Annotated in this window: 27 protein-coding genes and 1 rRNA gene; all 28 read right to left on the bottom strand. The window is 48.5% G+C overall.

Annotated elements, in window-relative coordinates:
- Positions 1–64: ribosomal RNA gene (locus EVJ20_RS14085) — 16S ribosomal RNA — on the bottom strand; the annotation flags it as partial.
- A 369-nt stretch (positions 65–433) separates the two neighbouring features.
- Positions 434–1,087: a KinB-signaling pathway activation protein gene (locus tag EVJ20_RS14090; protein WP_071398651.1), complete on the bottom strand. Its 654-nt coding sequence runs from the start codon at positions 1,085–1,087 to the stop codon at positions 434–436.
- An 11-nt stretch (positions 1,088–1,098) separates the two neighbouring features.
- Positions 1,099–2,130, bottom strand: coding sequence for a P-loop NTPase (locus EVJ20_RS14095; RefSeq protein WP_016510780.1), 1,032 nt, complete (start codon positions 2,128–2,130; stop codon positions 1,099–1,101).
- Between the two features lie 143 nt (positions 2,131–2,273).
- A complete protein-coding gene (gene rpsI, locus EVJ20_RS14100; protein ID WP_070329232.1) occupies positions 2,274–2,666 on the bottom strand; it encodes a 30S ribosomal protein S9 in 393 nt (130 codons plus the stop codon).
- A gap of 25 nt (positions 2,667–2,691) precedes the next feature.
- Positions 2,692–3,129 carry a 50S ribosomal protein L13 gene (gene rplM, locus EVJ20_RS14105; protein ID WP_016510784.1) on the bottom strand — a complete coding sequence of 146 codons (438 nt, stop codon included), beginning with the start codon at positions 3,127–3,129 and terminating at the stop codon, positions 2,692–2,694.
- Between the two features lie 154 nt (positions 3,130–3,283).
- The gene (truA, locus tag EVJ20_RS14110) at positions 3,284–4,024 is read right to left on the bottom strand and encodes a tRNA pseudouridine(38-40) synthase TruA (protein ID WP_131508698.1); all 741 of its coding nucleotides are present in this window, start codon (positions 4,022–4,024) and stop codon (positions 3,284–3,286) included.
- A complete protein-coding gene (locus EVJ20_RS14115; protein WP_070329234.1) occupies positions 4,021–4,812 on the bottom strand; it encodes an energy-coupling factor transporter transmembrane component T family protein in 792 nt (263 codons plus the stop codon). The genes truA and EVJ20_RS14115 overlap by 4 nt, the downstream gene beginning before the upstream one ends.
- Positions 4,809–5,687 carry an energy-coupling factor transporter ATPase gene (locus EVJ20_RS14120; RefSeq protein WP_131508700.1) on the bottom strand — a complete coding sequence of 293 codons (879 nt, stop codon included), beginning with the start codon at positions 5,685–5,687 and terminating at the stop codon, positions 4,809–4,811. The genes EVJ20_RS14115 and EVJ20_RS14120 overlap by 4 nt, the downstream gene beginning before the upstream one ends.
- Complete coding sequence (locus EVJ20_RS14125) at positions 5,663–6,499, bottom strand: energy-coupling factor transporter ATPase (RefSeq protein ID WP_070329236.1); 837 nt, start codon at positions 6,497–6,499, stop codon at positions 5,663–5,665. Before EVJ20_RS14125 ends, EVJ20_RS14120 begins: the two co-directional genes overlap by 25 nt.
- A 69-nt stretch (positions 6,500–6,568) precedes the next feature.
- Positions 6,569–6,922, bottom strand: a complete 354-nt coding sequence (gene rplQ / locus EVJ20_RS14130; RefSeq protein WP_016510776.1) for a 50S ribosomal protein L17 — start codon at positions 6,920–6,922, stop codon at positions 6,569–6,571.
- 24 nt (positions 6,923–6,946) lie between these two features.
- Complete coding sequence (locus tag EVJ20_RS14135) at positions 6,947–7,891, bottom strand: DNA-directed RNA polymerase subunit alpha (RefSeq protein WP_070329237.1); 945 nt, start codon at positions 7,889–7,891, stop codon at positions 6,947–6,949.
- A gap of 92 nt (positions 7,892–7,983) precedes the next feature.
- On the bottom strand, positions 7,984–8,379 hold the full coding sequence (rpsK, locus tag EVJ20_RS14140; RefSeq protein ID WP_070329238.1) for a 30S ribosomal protein S11: 396 nt from the start codon (positions 8,377–8,379) through the stop codon (positions 7,984–7,986).
- 16 nt (positions 8,380–8,395) lie between these two features.
- Positions 8,396–8,761: a 30S ribosomal protein S13 gene (gene rpsM / locus EVJ20_RS14145; protein ID WP_035386113.1), complete on the bottom strand. Its 366-nt coding sequence runs from the start codon at positions 8,759–8,761 to the stop codon at positions 8,396–8,398.
- Between the two features lie 19 nt (positions 8,762–8,780).
- Positions 8,781–8,894: a 50S ribosomal protein L36 gene (gene rpmJ, locus EVJ20_RS14150; protein WP_003156543.1), complete on the bottom strand. Its 114-nt coding sequence runs from the start codon at positions 8,892–8,894 to the stop codon at positions 8,781–8,783.
- Positions 8,895–8,924: 30 nt separating this feature from the next.
- Positions 8,925–9,143 (bottom strand): translation initiation factor IF-1, encoded by a 219-nt coding sequence (gene infA / locus EVJ20_RS14155; protein ID WP_035386112.1) that lies wholly within the window; start codon positions 9,141–9,143, stop codon positions 8,925–8,927.
- A 105-nt stretch (positions 9,144–9,248) separates the two neighbouring features.
- Positions 9,249–10,007, bottom strand: a complete 759-nt coding sequence (map, locus tag EVJ20_RS14160) for a type I methionyl aminopeptidase (RefSeq protein ID WP_016508902.1) — start codon at positions 10,005–10,007, stop codon at positions 9,249–9,251.
- Positions 10,004–10,654, bottom strand: coding sequence for an adenylate kinase (locus tag EVJ20_RS14165; protein ID WP_070329239.1), 651 nt, complete (start codon positions 10,652–10,654; stop codon positions 10,004–10,006). The genes map and EVJ20_RS14165 overlap by 4 nt, the downstream gene beginning before the upstream one ends.
- 78 nt (positions 10,655–10,732) lie before the next feature.
- Positions 10,733–12,022 (bottom strand): preprotein translocase subunit SecY, encoded by a 1,290-nt coding sequence (secY, locus tag EVJ20_RS14170; RefSeq protein ID WP_070329240.1) that lies wholly within the window; start codon positions 12,020–12,022, stop codon positions 10,733–10,735.
- Positions 12,022–12,462 carry a 50S ribosomal protein L15 gene (gene rplO / locus EVJ20_RS14175; protein ID WP_021066618.1) on the bottom strand — a complete coding sequence of 147 codons (441 nt, stop codon included), beginning with the start codon at positions 12,460–12,462 and terminating at the stop codon, positions 12,022–12,024. Before rplO ends, secY begins: the two co-directional genes overlap by 1 nt.
- A gap of 30 nt (positions 12,463–12,492) precedes the next feature.
- Positions 12,493–12,678 (bottom strand): 50S ribosomal protein L30, encoded by a 186-nt coding sequence (rpmD, locus tag EVJ20_RS14180; protein ID WP_016508937.1) that lies wholly within the window; start codon positions 12,676–12,678, stop codon positions 12,493–12,495.
- 15 nt (positions 12,679–12,693) lie between these two features.
- Positions 12,694–13,194 (bottom strand): 30S ribosomal protein S5, encoded by a 501-nt coding sequence (gene rpsE, locus EVJ20_RS14185; protein ID WP_016508948.1) that lies wholly within the window; start codon positions 13,192–13,194, stop codon positions 12,694–12,696.
- Positions 13,195–13,214: 20 nt separating this feature from the next.
- Positions 13,215–13,577, bottom strand: coding sequence for a 50S ribosomal protein L18 (gene rplR, locus EVJ20_RS14190; RefSeq protein WP_070329241.1), 363 nt, complete (start codon positions 13,575–13,577; stop codon positions 13,215–13,217).
- Positions 13,578–13,611: 34 nt separating this feature from the next.
- Positions 13,612–14,151 carry a 50S ribosomal protein L6 gene (rplF, locus tag EVJ20_RS14195; protein ID WP_016508938.1) on the bottom strand — a complete coding sequence of 180 codons (540 nt, stop codon included), beginning with the start codon at positions 14,149–14,151 and terminating at the stop codon, positions 13,612–13,614.
- 33 nt (positions 14,152–14,184) lie between these two features.
- Complete coding sequence (gene rpsH, locus EVJ20_RS14200) at positions 14,185–14,583, bottom strand: 30S ribosomal protein S8 (protein ID WP_021066614.1); 399 nt, start codon at positions 14,581–14,583, stop codon at positions 14,185–14,187.
- Between the two features lie 31 nt (positions 14,584–14,614).
- Complete coding sequence (gene rpsN, locus EVJ20_RS14205; RefSeq protein ID WP_035386110.1) at positions 14,615–14,884, bottom strand: 30S ribosomal protein S14; 270 nt, start codon at positions 14,882–14,884, stop codon at positions 14,615–14,617.
- Between the two features lie 18 nt (positions 14,885–14,902).
- Entirely contained in the window at positions 14,903–15,442 is a 540-nt protein-coding gene (gene rplE, locus EVJ20_RS14210) for a 50S ribosomal protein L5 (protein WP_016508927.1), read from the bottom strand.
- A gap of 32 nt (positions 15,443–15,474) precedes the next feature.
- A complete protein-coding gene (gene rplX, locus EVJ20_RS14215; protein WP_070329242.1) occupies positions 15,475–15,783 on the bottom strand; it encodes a 50S ribosomal protein L24 in 309 nt (102 codons plus the stop codon).
- Between the two features lie 37 nt (positions 15,784–15,820).
- Positions 15,821–16,189, bottom strand: a complete 369-nt coding sequence (gene rplN / locus EVJ20_RS14220; protein ID WP_012727667.1) for a 50S ribosomal protein L14 — start codon at positions 16,187–16,189, stop codon at positions 15,821–15,823.
- Positions 16,190–16,219 lie beyond the last annotated feature (30 nt).

Here is a 16,219-nt window from a genome sequence, read left to right on the forward strand (position 1 = left end):
CGACTTGCATGTATTAGGCACGCCGCCAGCGTTCGTCCTGAGCCAGGATCAAACTCTCCAAAGAATTTGATATAGCTCTTGAAAATGACGAAGCTTGCGCTTCAATCAAAACTTGTAAAACTTTTTTTGCCTCATCGTTCAGTTTTCAAAGACCAAATGTTGTCGTGTTAGCGACTTTTTAATAATAGCGAGTTCACTTTTTAAAGTCAACCGTTTTTTATTATTTTTTTCACTTTTTTCTGTTGCTCAAATTTGAACAGCAGCGACGTTTATTAATATATCAATGCCTGCACTATTCGTCAACTGTTTTTCTAAAAAAACTTTGATTGCTTCAAAAATTATTTCGATACGCTTAAATTGGCCGTGGACTCCCTTCTTAACCAATGGAAAAGCTCAGGCGAAATCACCTGAGCTCATCACTGGCAAGAGAACATTACGACGATTTGGACGAGACGCGTTTCTTCGTCTTTAATGACTCTTTAGGACCACTATTCGATTTTGACACTGCTTCACCGTGCGCTGGCGCTTGGAAGCGATGAAGCATCAACACTTGGTAAGCGTTGGCGAACACGAGCGTCGCAAGTGCCGGCCATAGAAGAGCGATCTCATCTGTCGCTTGCAGTGCCGGAATCCACTCAATCAACGTAATGACGATCATCAAGAAGAGCGCGGGGATAAATGCACTCGCGTTCGTCTGTCTCGCCTTGCTCGTCGCTACGATCCACGACACGACGACTAGGACGAGCATCTCTCCGATATAACGCCACATGTGATCATTTCCAAATGCGAGCATGCGTAGATAGACCGCGTCAAATAACGCGAATACAATCAAGAGCACTTGAACTCGATTCCACAGTTTCGCTCCGCGGAATAAATCCAAGCCGACACGGTGGACGATCAAGTAGGCAAAAAAGCCCATCATACTGATTCCCGTCCACGTGCTCGAGTAACTGAGTGCCGTCACGATCGCTTCCCACGACTGACTGACTAAATAACCCGGATTGGCGAGTATATTCATCAGGAACCCAAATAGCGTCCCGAAAACGAGTGTCGTCCAAAACAAACGTAAAAAACCTTGTACTTTCATCTGCTAACCATTCACCCTTCTATTTGTTGAATGACCGATTGCGCCAATTCATCATATGTTGTCTCAAACGGATGCCCATCCCGGTAGACCGAAGGCGCAAAGTCGTCTTCGTTGTCATACGGCTGACCGAGCGGGATTTGCGCGAGCAGTTTACTCTTGAGCGCTTCTGATAATTTTTCGCCGCCGCCGTAACCGAAGACGTATTCTTTCTCGCCCGTTACCTTACTCTCGAAGTACGCCATATTCTCAATGATTCCGAGCACTTTATGGTTCGTCTTGATTGCCATCGCACCCGCTCGAGCCGCGACGAAAGCAGCGGTCGCGTGAGGTGTCGTTACAATCAACTCCTGGCATGACGGGAGCATCGAGTGGATATCAAGCGCGACGTCACCTGTCCCTGGCGGTAAATCGAGCAACAAGTAGTCGAGGTCACCCCACTCCACATCATTGAAGAAGTTGTTGAGCATCTTCCCGAGCATCGGTCCGCGCCAGATGACCGGCGCATTGTCTTCGACGAAGAAGCCCATCGAGATGACTTTTACCCCGAACCGCTCGACCGGGATGATCTTTTCACCTCGGACGACGGGACGTTCTTCAATCCCGAGCATATCCGGGACACTGAACCCGTAAATATCGGCATCAATCAAGCCGACCTTTTTACCGGCACGTGCTAACGCGACCGCCAAGTTGACCGATACCGTCGACTTCCCGACGCCGCCTTTTCCTGAAGCGATTGCTATGAACGTCGTTCCTGAGTTTTCACGAAGGATAGCCGGTTTTGTCGCTTCTTTTAAACTTTCGTCATTTAGCGCTTCGAAACGAAGGCCGACCGTCTTAAAGCCTTTTCCTTTCAACAATGTGACGATCTCTTGTTGCAGCTGAAGCTGCTCTCCGCTCCCGGTCTGCCCGAGTGCCACTTTCACGCTGACATAGTCTTCTTTAATTCGGACGTCTTTCACGCCAGCTGTATCTCCAAGCGTACGATTGATCGTCGGATCGACCAACCCTGCTAATTCTTCACGAACTTGTTCTACTGTAAGCATGTCATTTCCCCCTAATTTCTGTCTCGATAACAGTATATCAAAAAAAGCGTTTTCTTGAGGGAACGAAAACCAACTATTTCTCGAGCAACAAAAAAACTCTCCGCCCATAAAGGGCGAAGAGTTTAGACCAAACTGTTCGAAGATTAACGCTTCGAGAACTGTGGTGCGCGACGTGCTGCTTTAAGACCGTATTTTTTACGCTCTTTCATACGTGCGTCACGAGTCAAGAAGCCTTTTTCTTTGAGGCTTGGACGGAATTCTGGGTCCGCTTGAAGAAGCGCACGTGATACGCCGTGGCGAATCGCTCCAGCTTGTCCAGTGAATCCACCACCGTTAACGTTAACGATGATATCGTATTTACCTTCTGTTTCAGTCAATACGAGTGGTGATTTTGCCATCATGATCAAAGTCTCATGACCGAAGTATTCTGAAATATCACGGCCATTTACAACAACTTTGCCGTCACCTGCAACGAGGTGAACACGAGCCACCGAGTGCTTGCGGCGGCCAGTTCCGTAGTAACGTACATCTGCCATCGTTTAGTTCCTCCTTGTGTCCCGATTAACCGCGAAGTTCGTAAACTTCTGGTTTTTGTGCTTCGTGGTTGTGCTCAGCTCCAGCGTAAACGTGGAGTTTAGTGAATTGTTGACGACCGAGTGATCCTTTTGGAAGCATCCCTTTGATCGCGAGTTCAAGCATACGCTCTGGGCGTTTTGCAAGAAGCTCTTTTGCAGTTTGTGATTTCAAGCCGCCTGGATGACCTGAATGACGGTAGTACATCTTGTCGTTCAGTTTGTTACCAGTCAATTTGACTTTCTCAGCGTTGATGATGATGACGTGGTCTCCGCAATCAACGTGTGGTGTGAAAGTTGGCTTGTGCTTACCGCGAAGAAGTGATGCTACTTCACTAGTCATACGACCGAGTGTTTTGCCTTCTGCATCGATAAGGTGCCATTTGCGTTCTACTTCAGATGCTTTAGCCATGAATGTCGTGCGCATGTGGAATACCTCCTAAAATGTCTGTTCATTTGAATTTTTTAATGCTTGTTTGATGCTTTATCATAATCCTAGTTTACGGGGCTAAGATTGTGGTTCATCTCTCAATGTGAAAATGAAATGCCAATGAATATGATACGTTTTTACAAGGGGAATGTCAATCTACTTTTTTATAATTCACATTCCATAAATATAGACCGTGCGGTGGAGCCGTAATCCCAGCACTGCGGCGGTCTTTCGCCGCGAGCATTCGACTCACATCGGCCGGCTCATACTTCCCTCTGCCAACCTCCATTAACGTACCGACCATAATCCGGACTTGGTTGTACAGAAAGCCGGATCCGACGAAGCGAAAGTACATTTCGTCTCCCGCCTCAACGAGTTCCGCTTCATAAATCGTGCGGACACGGTCCACCACTTCTGACTTCGTCACCGAAAACGAAGTGAAATCATGTGTCCCGACGAGTGACCGGAGCGCTTGACGCATCCGTTCCCGGTCAAGCGCATACGTCACCGTCACGGCATGATGGCGGCGGAACGGATCGACGTCAGTGCGAATGAAGTAACGATACTCTTTCCGTTTCGCACCGTAGCGGGCATGGAAAGAAGCATCTACTTCTTCGGCCGAACAAACAAGGATATCATCTGGCAACATCGCGTTCAACGCTTTGACGAAGCGATCTGCCGGCATCGATAAATGCGTATCGAAGTGGATGACCTGACCTTTCGCGTGAACACGGGCGTCCGTCCGCCCAGAAGCGACGACTTTCATCGCTTGACCATGCATCTTCGCAAGAACCGTCTCGACTTCGGCCTGAACCGTATTGCCGTTTGGCTGGACTTGATAACCCGCATAATTCGTCCCATCATAAGCAATCGTCAATTTAACCCGTCTCATCCTATCCCTCGCAATCCAATCAAAATGAGTGTCAAGCAGACAAATACGATCAACAATCCTGTGTCGCGCCGTTCCCACGTCATCTCACGCCACCTCGTCCGCCCTTCACCCCCACGGTACCCGCGGGCTTCCATCGCCGTGGCAAGGTCCTCAGCCCGCTTAAACGCGGACACGAACAATGGGATCATGAGCGGGACGACCGCTTTTAACCGATCTTTAATCGGACCACTCTTCAAATCGACGCCTCGTGCCTGTTGCGCCTTCATAATGCGATCCGTCTCGTCGGCTAGCGTCGGCAAGAAACGAAGCGAGATGGACAGCATCAGGGCGATCTCGTGTGCCGGCACTCGTATGCGTTCGAGGGGACGAAGACCGGCTTCAATCGAATCGGTCAGTTCCATCGGCGTCGTCGTCAAGGTGACGAGCGTCGTCAACATGACGAGATAGAAGAAACGGAGCGAGACGATCAAGCCCATTCTCACCCCTTCCGAATAAATCGAGAACGGACCGAGTGAAACGAGCAACGTCCCTTCCCGATTGAAGAACAGTTGCAACAGGAGTGTGAACACGATCAAAAATAAAATCATTTTCAACCCGTTCCATAAATAGCGCCATGACAACTGAGACAATTTGACCGCGAATAACGTGAACGCGAGTAAAAACACGTTCGTCCACAAATTGTCGGCCAAGAAGACGACTGGAATAAACCCGAGGATGAACAGCGTTTTGGCCCGAGCGTCAAGTGTGTGCAGCCATGAATGACCGGGAATGTATTGCCCGATGATCATATGGCTCCCCCCTTTCTCAACTCGGCCGCAATCCAGTCCGCCAGTTCGACTTCCGTCCGAAGGGATGGAGGCTCGACCCCGAACGCCGGTGCGAGTTCAAGCGCGAGCCGAAGCACGTTCGGGATGTCGAGTTGCAACGAGCGAACGAGTGACTCGTCCTTGAACAGTTCGAACGGGTCACCGTCGAAAGCGACTTGTCCTTGTTCCATGACGACGACACGTTCCGCATACGTCAACACGTCATCCATGTCATGCGAGACGAGGATGAGCGTCAAGTCGAGTTCTTCTTTTAAACGTTTAAACAGTGCCAGCATGTCTTGACGGCCGAGCGGGTCGAGTCCTGCCGTCGGTTCATCGACGACTAAGACGTCCGGACGGCTCGCGAGCACGCCCGCAATCGCGACGCGTCGCATCTGTCCGCCCGACAAATCGAACGGGGAACGGTCCCATAACGTTTCATCGAGACCGACAAGGCGCAGGGCCGCATGGGCCCGTTCTTTCGACTCGGCCTCCGTCGCACCGAAGTTGCGGGGACCAAACATCACGTCGCGTTCGACCGTCTCTTCAAACAGTTGATGCTCGGGATACTGAAAGACGAGCCCAACGCGGCGCCGAAGCGGAAGCAAACTTTGCTTTTTATCGCGACGCTTCGTAATCGCACGTACTGTAATGTCATCCACGACGACACGACCTTTTGTCGGTCGCAGTAAGCCGTTCATGTGCTGAACGAGTGTCGATTTCCCAGAGCCGGTATGGCCAAGAAACGCAACAAGCGCCCCCGACGGAATAAATACATTCACATCGCGCAGCGCGGTTCGTTCAAACGGAGTATTCAATTGATATTGGTAAGTCACTTCTTCAATGCTAATCGGCATAGATGGTTCACCAACTCCGAATGTTGTAGCATCAGACGATCGAGTGGTATGCCCCGTTCCTTCAGTTCGAGTTGCATCCGTACGATAAACGGCACATCCAATTGGATGGCACGTAACGCTTCCGGATTTCTAAACACGTCTTCTGGTGTACCGGTCATTGCAATTTTCCCTTTAGACAGGGCAATGATACGGTCGGCAAACAACACTTCGTCGAGCTCGTGTGTAATGGCGACAACGGTCATCCCTTCTGAGACGAGCTGTTGTACCGTTTGTAACACCTCTTTACGCCCAATCGGGTCGAGCATCGAGGTAGCTTCATCGAGCACGAGGACATGCGGGCGCATTGCGAGAGCCGAAGCAATCGCAACACGCTGCTTTTGTCCACCGGATAACTGATGCGGTTCACGGTCCGCTAGTTCCGATAATCCAACGCGCGCTAGACTGTCATCAATTCGACGAACCATTTCTTGACGTGGAAGTCCCATGTTTTCGAGAGAGAACGCCACATCATCGCGCACGGTCGCCCCGACAAACTGATTGTCGGGATTTTGGAAGACGACACCGATCCGTTTACGAACGTCCCACACGTCTGTGGCGTCCGTCGGATCGAGCGTCTCAACCCGGACCTCTCCTTCCTGAGGAAGCAAAAGCCCGTTCCACAACTTCGTCAAAGTCGACTTGCCGGAACCATTATGGCCAACGATGGCGAGCCATTCCCCTTTGTATACATCGAGTGACAACCCGTCTAAGGCTGGCTCGGTTTGTCCCGGGTAACGAAACACGACATCACGTACCATAATTTGAGATTCCATCTGTCGACTCCTTTCCGATGTGGAAACAGGGCAATACGTGACCGCATGCCCTGTTGACTGCCTAATGAATTAGACGAGTTCGATGATTACGACTTCCGCACCGTCACCGCGGCGTGGGCCGACTTTCATGATGCGTGTGTATCCACCTTGACGTTCAGCGTAGCGTGGTGCCACGTCTTCGAACAATTTTTGGATTGCGTTTTTCTCTCCAGCGCTCTCTTTGCGAACGAATGAAGCTACTTGACGACGGGCATGAAGATCGCCACGTTTTCCAAGAGTGATTAATTTTTCAACGACTGGGCGAAGTTCTTTCGCTTTTTGTTCAGTTGTTTGAATGCGCTCGTTGATAATAAGGTCAGTTGCAAGATCACGCAAAAGAGCCTTGCGTTGCGAGCTTGTACGGCCAAGTTTCGAATAAGCCATTACATTTCCCTCCTTCGGTTGAACTTAGTCTTCTTTACGCAAGCCCAAACCGAGCTCGTCCAACTTGAGTTGAACTTCTTCGAGTGATTTACGTCCGAGGTTACGGACTTTCATCATCTCTTCCTCTGATTTGTTTGCGAGTTCTTGAACAGTGTTGATGCCGGCGCGCTTCAAGCAGTTGTACGAACGAACTGAGAGATCGAGTTCTTCGATCGTCATTTCAAGTACTTTTTCTTTTTGGTCTTCTTCTTTCTCGACCATAATTTCTGCGTTGAGAGCTTCGTCAGTCAAACCAACAAAGATATTCAAGTGTTCCGTCAAAATTTTCGCTCCAAGCGATACTGCTTCTTCCGGACGGATTGAACCATCTGTCCACACGTCTAATAGAAGCTTATCGAAGCTAGCATCTTGACCGACACGTGTTTTGTCTACTTCGTAGTTCACGCGTTGAATCGGTGTATAGATCGAATCGATTGGAATGACACCAATCGGCATATCATCACGTTTGTTATCTTCTGCCTGGACGTAACCACGACCACGGCGAGCAGTCAAACGCATGCGAAGCGTCGCATTGTCAGCGAGAGTCGCGATGTGGAGCTCAGGATTCAAGATTTCAACGTCGCTATCATGGGTAATGTCTGCCGCAGTGACAGCACCGGCACTTGAAACGTTAATCTCAAGCGTTTTCTCTTCTTCCGAGTACACTTTGAGCGCTAACTTCTTGAGGTTTAAAACAATTTGGGTGACGTCTTCGACGACTCCGTCAATCGTTGAGAACTCGTGAAGCACGCCATCGATTTGAACCGCCGTAATCGCTGCACCAGGAAGCGATGACAATAAAATTCGACGCAGTGAGTTGCCGAGAGTAGTGCCATATCCACGTTCAAGCGGTTCCACCACGAATTTACCAAACGTAGCATCCTCGCTGATTTCGACCGTTTCGATCTTTGGTTTTTCAATCTCGATCATCTGAACCCCTCCTTGAGTGTATCCTGCCACGCAGCTTGCGCTGCATTGTATATGTTGTTCGTGCTAGGTAAGCCCATCACACGCACAAACGATTATACGCGGCGACGTTTTGGAGGGCGGCAACCGTTGTGCGGAACAGGTGTTACGTCACGGATTGCAGTTACTTCAAGACCAGTAGCTTGGAGGGCACGGATTGCCGCTTCACGTCCAGCACCAGGACCTTTAACGTTAACTTCTACTGTACGCATACCGTTGTCCATTGCAACTTTCGCTGCAGTTTCAGCAGCCAATTGTGCTGCGAACGGTGTCGATTTACGTGATCCTCTAAATCCAAGGTTACCAGAAGTAGCCCATGAGATCGCGTTACCTTGCGTGTCAGTGATTGTGATGATTGTGTTGTTGAATGTAGAACGGATGTGTACCACACCGACTTCAATATGCTTTTTGACTTTACGTTTTGAACGTACATTTTGCTTACGTTTCGCCATTGTTCAATTCCCTCCTTTACTTCTTCTTGTTCGCTACTGTACGGCGTGGGCCTTTACGAGTACGCGAGTTGTTCTTCGTGTTTTGTCCGCGAACAGGGAGACTACGGCGATGACGGACACCGCGGTAGGCGCCGATTTCGATCAAACGCTTAATGTTGAGTGAAACTTCACGACGAAGGTCACCTTCAACTTTAATTCCGTCAATTGCTTCACGGATGCGGTTGATTTCGTCTTCTGTAAGATCACGTGTGCGTGAATCTTCAGATACGTTTGCAGTCTTCAAGATTTCTTGTGCTTTTGTTTTACCAATACCAAAGATGTATGTGAGCGAAATAACGATACGTTTTTCGCGCGGAATATCTACACCAGCAATACGTGCCATGTGTGCACCTCCTCTTAGATTAACCTTGTTTTTGTTTGTGTTTCGGGTTTTCGCAAATTACCATTACTTTTCCTTTACGGCGAATAACTTTACATTTTTCGCAAATCGGTTTTACCGACGGTCTTACTTTCATGATTATACCCTCCTCCTGGAAAAATCGGAGTTACTTATAACGGTACGTGATTCGCCCGCGAGTCAAGTCGTACGGAGACAACTCGACAGTTACGCGGTCGCCTGGAAGGATTCGAATGTAGTGCATCCGAATTTTCCCTGAGACGTGCGCGAGCACCGTGTGGCCGTTTTCTAACTCCACTTTAAACATTGCGTTTGGAAGTGGTTCGATAACAGTGCCTTCCACTTCAATGACATCTTGTTTCGCCATCATTTATTCCCCTTTCTATATGAAGATATTTAGGAGCACAGACGATCTATTGTACAGTACTGTGAGAGAAGGATCCATAACGGATCAGCACGCAACAATAGAGCCTCATTCACCGGAATCGAGTTTCGTTAAAATCTCGTATCCATCGTCTGTGATGGCGATGGTGTGCTCAAAGTGGGCGCACATGCTACCGTCCACTGTCACAACTGTCCAGTTGTCAGCCAGCGTTCGAACATAGCGTTGACCAGCGTTGACCATTGGTTCAATGGCTAACGTCATCCCAGTCTTTAGGCGCGGCCCTTTCCCCGGTGGACCATAGTGCGGAATTTGCGGTTCTTCATGCAAATTTTGACCGACACCATGACCGACATACTCACGGACGACAGAAAACTCATGAGATTCAACATACGCTTGAATCGCATGCGAAATGTCTGTCAATCGCAGTCCAGCCTTGGCGTGCTCCAATCCTTTATACAGACTTTCTTCGGTTACGTCAAGCAACCGCTGTGTCTCTTCTGAGATTGTTCCCACTGGATAAGTCCAAGCGGAATCTCCATGGTATCCGTTATAGTGGGCACCGATGTCGATCGAGATGATATCTCCATCGTTCAATACCCGTTCTCCGGGAATTCCATGAACAAGTTCTTCGTTCACTGAAGCGCAAACACTACCGGTAAAACCGTTGTAGCCTTTGAACGACGGTGTCGCACCTTGGCTGCGAATGTAATCTTCCGCAATCCGGTCGAGCTCTAGCGTCGTAATACCTGGTTTGATGTGCTCTTTGAGCACCTGGTGCGTTCGAGCAACAATTTGCCCAGCCTCACGCATAATCGCAATTTCTCGAGGCGTCTTCGTGATGATCATTCAGTATCACCGAGTAACGCTTTAACATCGGCATAAACGACATCGATTGGACGATCTCCATCCAATGTACGAAGATACCCTTTTTCTGCATAAAAGTCAATAAGTGGTTTCGATTGCTCGATGTTGACGTCAAGGCGACGGCGAACCGTTTCCTCTTTATCGTCTTCACGTTGCATGAGTGCCGACCCATCCACATCACAGATGCCTTCCACTTTTGGTGGATTGAAGATCACATGATATGTCGCTCCACACGTCGGGCAGATCCAACGACCTGTCAAACGCGGAACGAGAATTTCCGCAGCCACATCAATGTTGACGACGTGGTCGATCTGTTTCCCCAAATCTTTAAGCAAACTTTCGAGTGCCTCTGCTTGAGCAACAGTACGCGGGAATCCATCGAGTAAAAAGCCGTTTTTCGTATCATCTTGACTCAAGCGTTCACGTACGATTCCGATTGTTACCTCATCCGGTACGAGTTCACCTTTATCCATGAACGATTTAGCTTCTTTACCAAGTGGCGTTCCGCCTTTGATTGCCGCACGAAACATGTCGCCTGTCGAAATGTGTGGGATTTGGTACTCTTCGACGATTTTAGCCGCTTGAGTCCCTTTCCCTGCACCCGGTAAGCCCATGAGTACTAGATTCATCTCAGTTAGCCTCCAGTTTTGATTTTCACAACACATCGTAAACACGACAGGAAGGAAGGGAGAGCCCTTCCTTCCGCTTTAACGGATAAAGCCTTTGTAGTGTCGTTTTACGAGTTGACTTTCGATTTGTTTCATCGTTTCGAGGGCTACCCCGATTACGATCAACAAGCTCGTCCCTCCGATTTGCACCGAAGTTGGGAGACCGGCAAGCTTAATGAAGATTGTCGGCATGATCGCGACGAGCGATAGGAAAATCGCTCCGAAGAAAGTCAATCGATAGAGCAACTTCGTGATGTACTGTTCTGTTTGCGCCCCAGGACGAATCCCAGGAATATAGCCACCTTGCTTCTGCAGATTTTCTGCCATTTGTTCTGGGTTGACCTGAATAAATGTATAGAAGTAAGCGAACGCGATGATGAGCGCTACGTAGATTGACATTCCGATTGGAGATGTCGTATCAAAGTAAGTCTGCAACTTCTGCGTCGTTTCCGGAGAAGCAATGAAGCTTGCAACAGTTGGCGGTGTCACCATGAAGGAAATCGCGAAGATAACCGGGATGACACCAGCAGCGTTTAGCTTGATTGGCAAGTGCGTCGACTGACCGCCCACAGGGGTACGGTTCGCCGTGCGCTTCGCGTATTGAATCGGAATCTTACGTGCCGCTTGTTGAACATAAATGATCCCAACCGTCACAGCAAGAATAACGAGCAATAGCACAGCCAAGTAAACGATGTTAATGAATAACGCGTCTCCAGCATTTTGGAGCTTCGTCTCGTAAATCTGCGTGAAGATTCTTGGGAACCCAGCGATGATACCCGCGAAGATGATGACGGAAATACCATTCCCGACACCTTTCTCCGTTGTCATCTCACCGAGGAACATCAAGAACGCCGTACCTGCAGTAAGTACAATCGCGATCACGAAATAGGTTGCCGTTCCCCACGTCTCATTGACGAGACCTGGGTAGAGGCGGTTAAATCCGAACGACAGTGATGTCGCTTGAACAAACCCTAACATGATCGTCCCATAGCGCGTGACCGTCGCTAGCTTCTTACGCCCGGACTCGCCTTGTTTTGCCCATTCGGCAAACTTCGGAACGACGTCCATTTGTAAAAGTTGTACAACGATCGATGCCGTGATGTACGGCATGATCCCCATTGCGAACAGGGAGAAGTTCTGTAAAGCATTTCCTCCAAACAAGTTCAAGAAGTCGAGTAGACCTCCTGAGTCAAAACGCAACACATCCGTATTCACCATCGGCACCGGGATATGGGCCCCGATGCGGAAAATGATGATGATTGCGAGTGTGAAGAGAATACGCTGTCGAATATCTTTCACGCGCCACATATTGGAGATCGTCTGAAACATCAGATCACCTCAACTGAACCGCCAGCTGCTTCGATCGCTTCTTTCGCTGCACCCGAGAATTTGTTGGCTTTAACAGTTAATTTTGTTTCAAGCTTGCCGTTAGCAAGTACTTTGATTCCGTCTTTAGCAGAGCTGACGACACCAGTCTCGATTAAGAGTTCTGGAGTGACTTCAGTACCTGCTTCGAAACGGTTAAGCGTGTCTAGGGAAACAACTGCATACTCTTTACGAGTAGGGTTGTTGAAACCGCGTTTTGGAAGACGACGGTAAAGTGGGTTTTGTCCACCTTCGAACCCTGGACGAACGCCACCGCCTGAACGAGCTTTTTGACCTTTATGTCCACGGCCAGAAGTTTTACCGTTACCAGTCGCCATACCGCGACCGACACGGTTGCGTTCGTGACGCGAACCTGGAGTTGGCTTCAATTCATGGAGTTTCATAGTGGCACCTCCTTATTATTAAAATCGATATTATTCGTTAATTTCTTCTACAGTCACAAGGTGCGACACTTTTTTGATCATACCACGCATCGCGACGTTGTCAGGGACAACGACGGTTTGATGCATTTTGCGAAGACCAAGTGTACGTACTGTTACACGCTGATCCTCGGGACGACCGATTGTGCTGCGTGTGAGGGTGATTGCGAGTTTCGCCATGTCTAGTTCCCTCCCTTATTTAAGAAGTTCTTCTACGCTTTTACCGCGTAGTTTAGCAACTTCCTCTGCTTTTTTAAGCTCTGTCAAGCCTTTGACCGTCGCACGGACGATGTTGATCGGTGTGTTTGATCCAAGCGATTTCGAAAGGATGTCACCTACACCTGCAAGTTCGAGCACTGCACGAACTGGACCACCGGCGATAACCCCAGTACCTTCAGAAGCAGGTTTCATGAATACACGACCTGCTCCGTATACTCCTGTGATTTCGTGTGGAATTGTTGTACCAACCATTGGTACTTGAACCATGTTTTTCTTAGCGGCTTCAATAGCCTTGCGGATCGCTTCTGGCACCTCTTGTGCCTTACCTGTACCGAAACCGACGTGACCATTTTTGTCACCTACGACTACGAGAGCGGCGAAACGGAAGCGACGGCCACCTTTCACAACTTTCGCGACGCGGTTTACGGTAACAACGCGTTCTTCAAGTTGTTCCATGTTAACGTCTAACTGGCGCATCGAGTGTCCCCTCCTTTTTGTTAGAATTTAAGACCCGCTTCACGAGCTGCTTCTGCAACAGCTTTGACGCGGCCATGATAGAGGTATCCACCACGGTCGAACACAACAGTGTCGATACCTTTCTCGAGTGCACGTTCAGCTGCAAGTTTACCAACAGCTTTCGCTGCTTCAACGTTGCCGCCGTTTGTAAGATCGAGTGCTTTATCTTTCGAAGATGCTGACACAAGCGTTGTTTGTGACGCGTCATCGATAAGTTGTACGTAGATGTTCTTGCTCGAACGGAATACGTTCAAACGTGGACGAGCTGCCGTCCCGGTGATCGTACGACGTACACGAGCATGACGTTTCTTACGAACTGCATTTTTATCTGCTTTTGTGATCATTTATGCCACTCCTTTCCGTTCATTTCGTGACGAATTACTTACCAGTCTTACCTTCTTTACGGCGAATACGTTCATCAGAGTAACGAACACCTTTACCTTTGTAAGGTTCTGGAGCACGGTACGAGCGGATTTGAGCTGCAACGTGACCGACGCGCTCTTTGCTAATCCCTTTTACGATGATTTGCGTGTTTGAAGGAACTTCGATCTCGATACCTTCTTCAGCAACGTACTCGATTGGATGCGAGTAACCGAGGCTGAGGACGAGTTTGTTACCTTGCTTAGCAGCACGGTAACCAACCCCTGAGATCTCAAGTGTTTTCTGGAACCCGTTAGACACACCTTCCACCATGTTGGCGATGAGGGCACGTGTCGTACCGTGGATCGTACGGTTCTCTTTCGAGTCATCCGGACGAACAACAGTTAGTTCGTTTTCTTCAATTTTGACTTCCAAGGCTGGGTTAGCTGAAAGCGAAAGTTCACCTTTAGCACCTTTTACTGTGACAATGTTGCCTTCTGCAACCGTTACAGTAACGCCAGCTGGAATCGTAACTGGTTTTTTACCAATACGTGACATTGATTACACCTCCGTTCTTGTTAGAAAAGTGACTTACCAGATGTAGGCGAGCACTTCGCCGCCGACTTGTTGTTGGCGAGCTTCTTTATCAGTCATAAGACCTTTTGATGTCGAAAGAACTGCGATACCGAGTCCTCCGAGTACTTTTGGTACTTCATCTGCTTTTGCATATACACGAAGACCTGGTTTCGAAATACGTTTGAGACCAGTGATAACACGTTCGTTGCTTGCTCCATATTTAAGGAAAAGACGAAGTGTACCTTGTTTAGCGTCCTCGATATATTCAACATCGCGAATGAAACCTTCACGCTTGAGGATCTCTGCAACCTCACGTTTGATATTAGAAGCTGGAAGCTCCAATTTTTCATGGCGAACCATGTTAGCGTTACGGATACGTGTAAGCATATCTGCAATAGGGTCTGTCATTACCATGCGATGTACCTCCTTTCACACTGTTAGTGGATTACCAACTTGCTTTTTTAACACCAGGGATTTGACCTTTGTATGCAAGATCACGGAACTTGATACGGCTGATCCCGAATTTACCCATGTAACCATGTGGACGACCTGTGATACGGCAACGGTTATGAAGACGTACAGGTGACGAGTTACGTGGCAATTTGCTGAGTCCGATGTAGTCGCCTTCAGCTTTTAATTGCGCGCGTCTCTCAGCGTACTGGGCAACGAGTTTCTCGCGTTTTTGCTCGCGATTCACCATTGACTTTTTAGCCATGTTGTCGACCTCCCTTTATTATTTTTGGAATGGCATTCCGAGAAGTGTGAGCAATTCACGTGCTTCTTCGTCTGTGTTCGCTGTTGTAACAACAACGATATCCATACCGCGTACTTTAGTTACTTTATCGTAATCGATTTCAGGGAAAATAAGTTGCTCTTTCACACCAAGCGTGTAGTTACCGCGTCCGTCGAATGCTTTCTTCGATACACCGCGGAAGTCACGTACACGTGGAAGTGAAACAGTTACTAATTTGTCGAGGAAATCGTACATGCGCTCGCCACGAAGTGTTACTTTCGCACCGATCGGCATGCCCTCACGAAGTTTGAAACCAGCGATTGATTTCTTAGCCTTCGTTACGAGTGGTTTTTGACCTGAAAGAATTGATAATTCTTCCACTGCCATGTCAAGAGCTTTCGAGTTCGAAACAGCGTCACCTACACCCATGTTGATGACGATCTTGTCGACTTGTGGCACTTGCATAACCGAGTCATAGTTGAATTTATCCATCATCGCTTTCACGATGTCGCTTTTATACTTCTCTTGCAAACGGTTCATAGTCGAATGGACCTCCTTTCGTCACGTTGTTCTTATTTATCGAGTACTTCGCCCGATTTCGCGACACGAACTTTTTTACCATCGACTACTTGGAAACCAACGCGAGTTGGTTTGCCCGTTTTAGGGTCGATTGGCATGACGTTCGAGACGTGAATTGGTGCTTCGATTTCAAGGATACCGCCTTGTGGATTCGCTTGTGATGGTTTAGCGTGTTTTTTCATCACGTTAACCCCTTCAACGACTACGCGGTTCTTGCTTGGCATAGCTTTGAGGATAACCCCTTGCTTGCCTTTATCTTTACCAGACATTACCTGGACTGTATCGCCTTTTTTAACATGCATCGTTTTGCGCACCTCCTTATAGGATTGAAATTGGAAATTAAAGTACTTCCGGTGCCAACGAAACGATCTTCATGAATTCTTTTTCACGAAGTTCACGTGCAACTGGCCCGAAGATCCGAGTGCCGCGTGGGCTCTTGTCATCTTTGATGATGACTGCTGCGTTCTCATCGAAACGGATGTACGAACCATCTTTACGACGAGCGCCGCGTTTTGTACGAACGACAACTGCTCTGACAACGTCACCTTTTTTAACAACGCCACCTGGTGTTGCTTGTTTTACCGTCGCGACGATGATGTCACCGATGTTTGCAGTCTTACGACCTGAACCACCGAGGACTTTAATTGTCAACAGTTCACGCGCGCCAGAGTTGTCTGCTACTTTCAAGCGAGATTCTTGTTGAATCATGCGAGTGTACCTCCCTCCGGATGTTTATAG

The organism is Exiguobacterium sp. SH0S1, from assembly GCF_004337165.1.
In the GTDB taxonomy this organism is placed as follows: Bacteria; Bacillota; Bacilli; order Exiguobacteriales; family Exiguobacteriaceae; genus Exiguobacterium; species Exiguobacterium aurantiacum_A.

Bases quoted from the DNA above. Each gene is read 5' to 3' on its own strand.
- rpmJ (WP_003156543.1), bottom strand. From the start codon at position 8,894: ATGAAAGTAAGACCGTCGGTAAAACCGATTTGCGAAAAATGTAAAGTT.
- secY (WP_070329240.1), bottom strand. From the start codon at position 12,022: ATGTTTCAGACGATCTCCAATATGTGGCGCGTGAAAGATATTCGACAG.
- rplX (WP_070329242.1), bottom strand. From the start codon at position 15,783: ATGCATGTTAAAAAAGGCGATACAGTCCAGGTAATGTCTGGTAAAGAT.
- EVJ20_RS14095 (WP_016510780.1), bottom strand. From the start codon at position 2,130: ATGCTTACAGTAGAACAAGTTCGTGAAGAATTAGCAGGGTTGGTCGAT.
- rplN (WP_012727667.1), bottom strand. From the start codon at position 16,189: ATGATTCAACAAGAATCTCGCTTGAAAGTAGCAGACAACTCTGGCGCG.
- EVJ20_RS14115 (WP_070329234.1), bottom strand. From the start codon at position 4,812: ATGATCATCGGGCAATACATTCCCGGTCATTCATGGCTGCACACACTT.
- rpsM (WP_035386113.1), bottom strand. From the start codon at position 8,761: ATGGCACGTATTGCTGGTGTAGATATTCCGCGCGAAAAACGTATCGTT.
- rpsE (WP_016508948.1), bottom strand. From the start codon at position 13,194: ATGCGCCAGTTAGACGTTAACATGGAACAACTTGAAGAACGCGTTGTT.
- rplE (WP_016508927.1), bottom strand. From the start codon at position 15,442: ATGAACCGTTTGCAAGAGAAGTATAAAAGCGACATCGTGAAAGCGATG.
- EVJ20_RS14165 (WP_070329239.1), bottom strand. From the start codon at position 10,654: ATGAATCTAGTACTCATGGGCTTACCGGGTGCAGGGAAAGGGACTCAA.
- rplM (WP_016510784.1), bottom strand. From the start codon at position 3,129: ATGCGCACGACATTCATGGCTAAAGCATCTGAAGTAGAACGCAAATGG.
- EVJ20_RS14135 (WP_070329237.1), bottom strand. From the start codon at position 7,891: ATGATCGAGATTGAAAAACCAAAGATCGAAACGGTCGAAATCAGCGAG.
- rpmD (WP_016508937.1), bottom strand. From the start codon at position 12,678: ATGGCGAAACTCGCAATCACCCTCACACGCAGCACAATCGGTCGTCCC.
- rplR (WP_070329241.1), bottom strand. From the start codon at position 13,577: ATGATCACAAAAGCAGATAAAAATGCAGTTCGTAAGAAACGTCATGCT.
- EVJ20_RS14090 (WP_071398651.1), bottom strand. From the start codon at position 1,087: ATGAAAGTACAAGGTTTTTTACGTTTGTTTTGGACGACACTCGTTTTC.
- rplQ (WP_016510776.1), bottom strand. From the start codon at position 6,922: ATGGCTTATTCGAAACTTGGCCGTACAAGCTCGCAACGCAAGGCTCTT.
- EVJ20_RS14120 (WP_131508700.1), bottom strand. From the start codon at position 5,687: ATGCCGATTAGCATTGAAGAAGTGACTTACCAATATCAATTGAATACT.
- rpsN (WP_035386110.1), bottom strand. From the start codon at position 14,884: ATGGCTAAAAAGTCAATGGTGAATCGCGAGCAAAAACGCGAGAAACTC.
- rplF (WP_016508938.1), bottom strand. From the start codon at position 14,151: ATGTCACGTATTGGTAAAAAACCAGTTACGATTCCAGCTGGCGTTACT.
- infA (WP_035386112.1), bottom strand. From the start codon at position 9,143: ATGGCGAAACAAGATGTCATTGAAGTGGAAGGCACTGTTATCGAACCA.
- rpsK (WP_070329238.1), bottom strand. From the start codon at position 8,379: ATGGCGAAACGTAAGCAAAATGTACGTTCAAAACGTAAAGTCAAAAAG.
- truA (WP_131508698.1), bottom strand. From the start codon at position 4,024: ATGAGACGGGTTAAATTGACGATTGCTTATGATGGGACGAATTATGCG.
- rplO (WP_021066618.1), bottom strand. From the start codon at position 12,462: ATGAAACTCCATGAATTGAAGCCAACTCCAGGTTCGCGTCACGAACGC.
- rpsI (WP_070329232.1), bottom strand. From the start codon at position 2,666: ATGGCAGATGTACGTTACTACGGAACTGGCCGCCGCAAGCACTCGGTG.
- rpsH (WP_021066614.1), bottom strand. From the start codon at position 14,583: ATGGTAATGACAGACCCTATTGCAGATATGCTTACACGTATCCGTAAC.
- map (WP_016508902.1), bottom strand. From the start codon at position 10,007: ATGATCATCACGAAGACGCCTCGAGAAATTGCGATTATGCGTGAGGCT.
- EVJ20_RS14125 (WP_070329236.1), bottom strand. From the start codon at position 6,499: ATGGAATCTCAAATTATGGTACGTGATGTCGTGTTTCGTTACCCGGGA.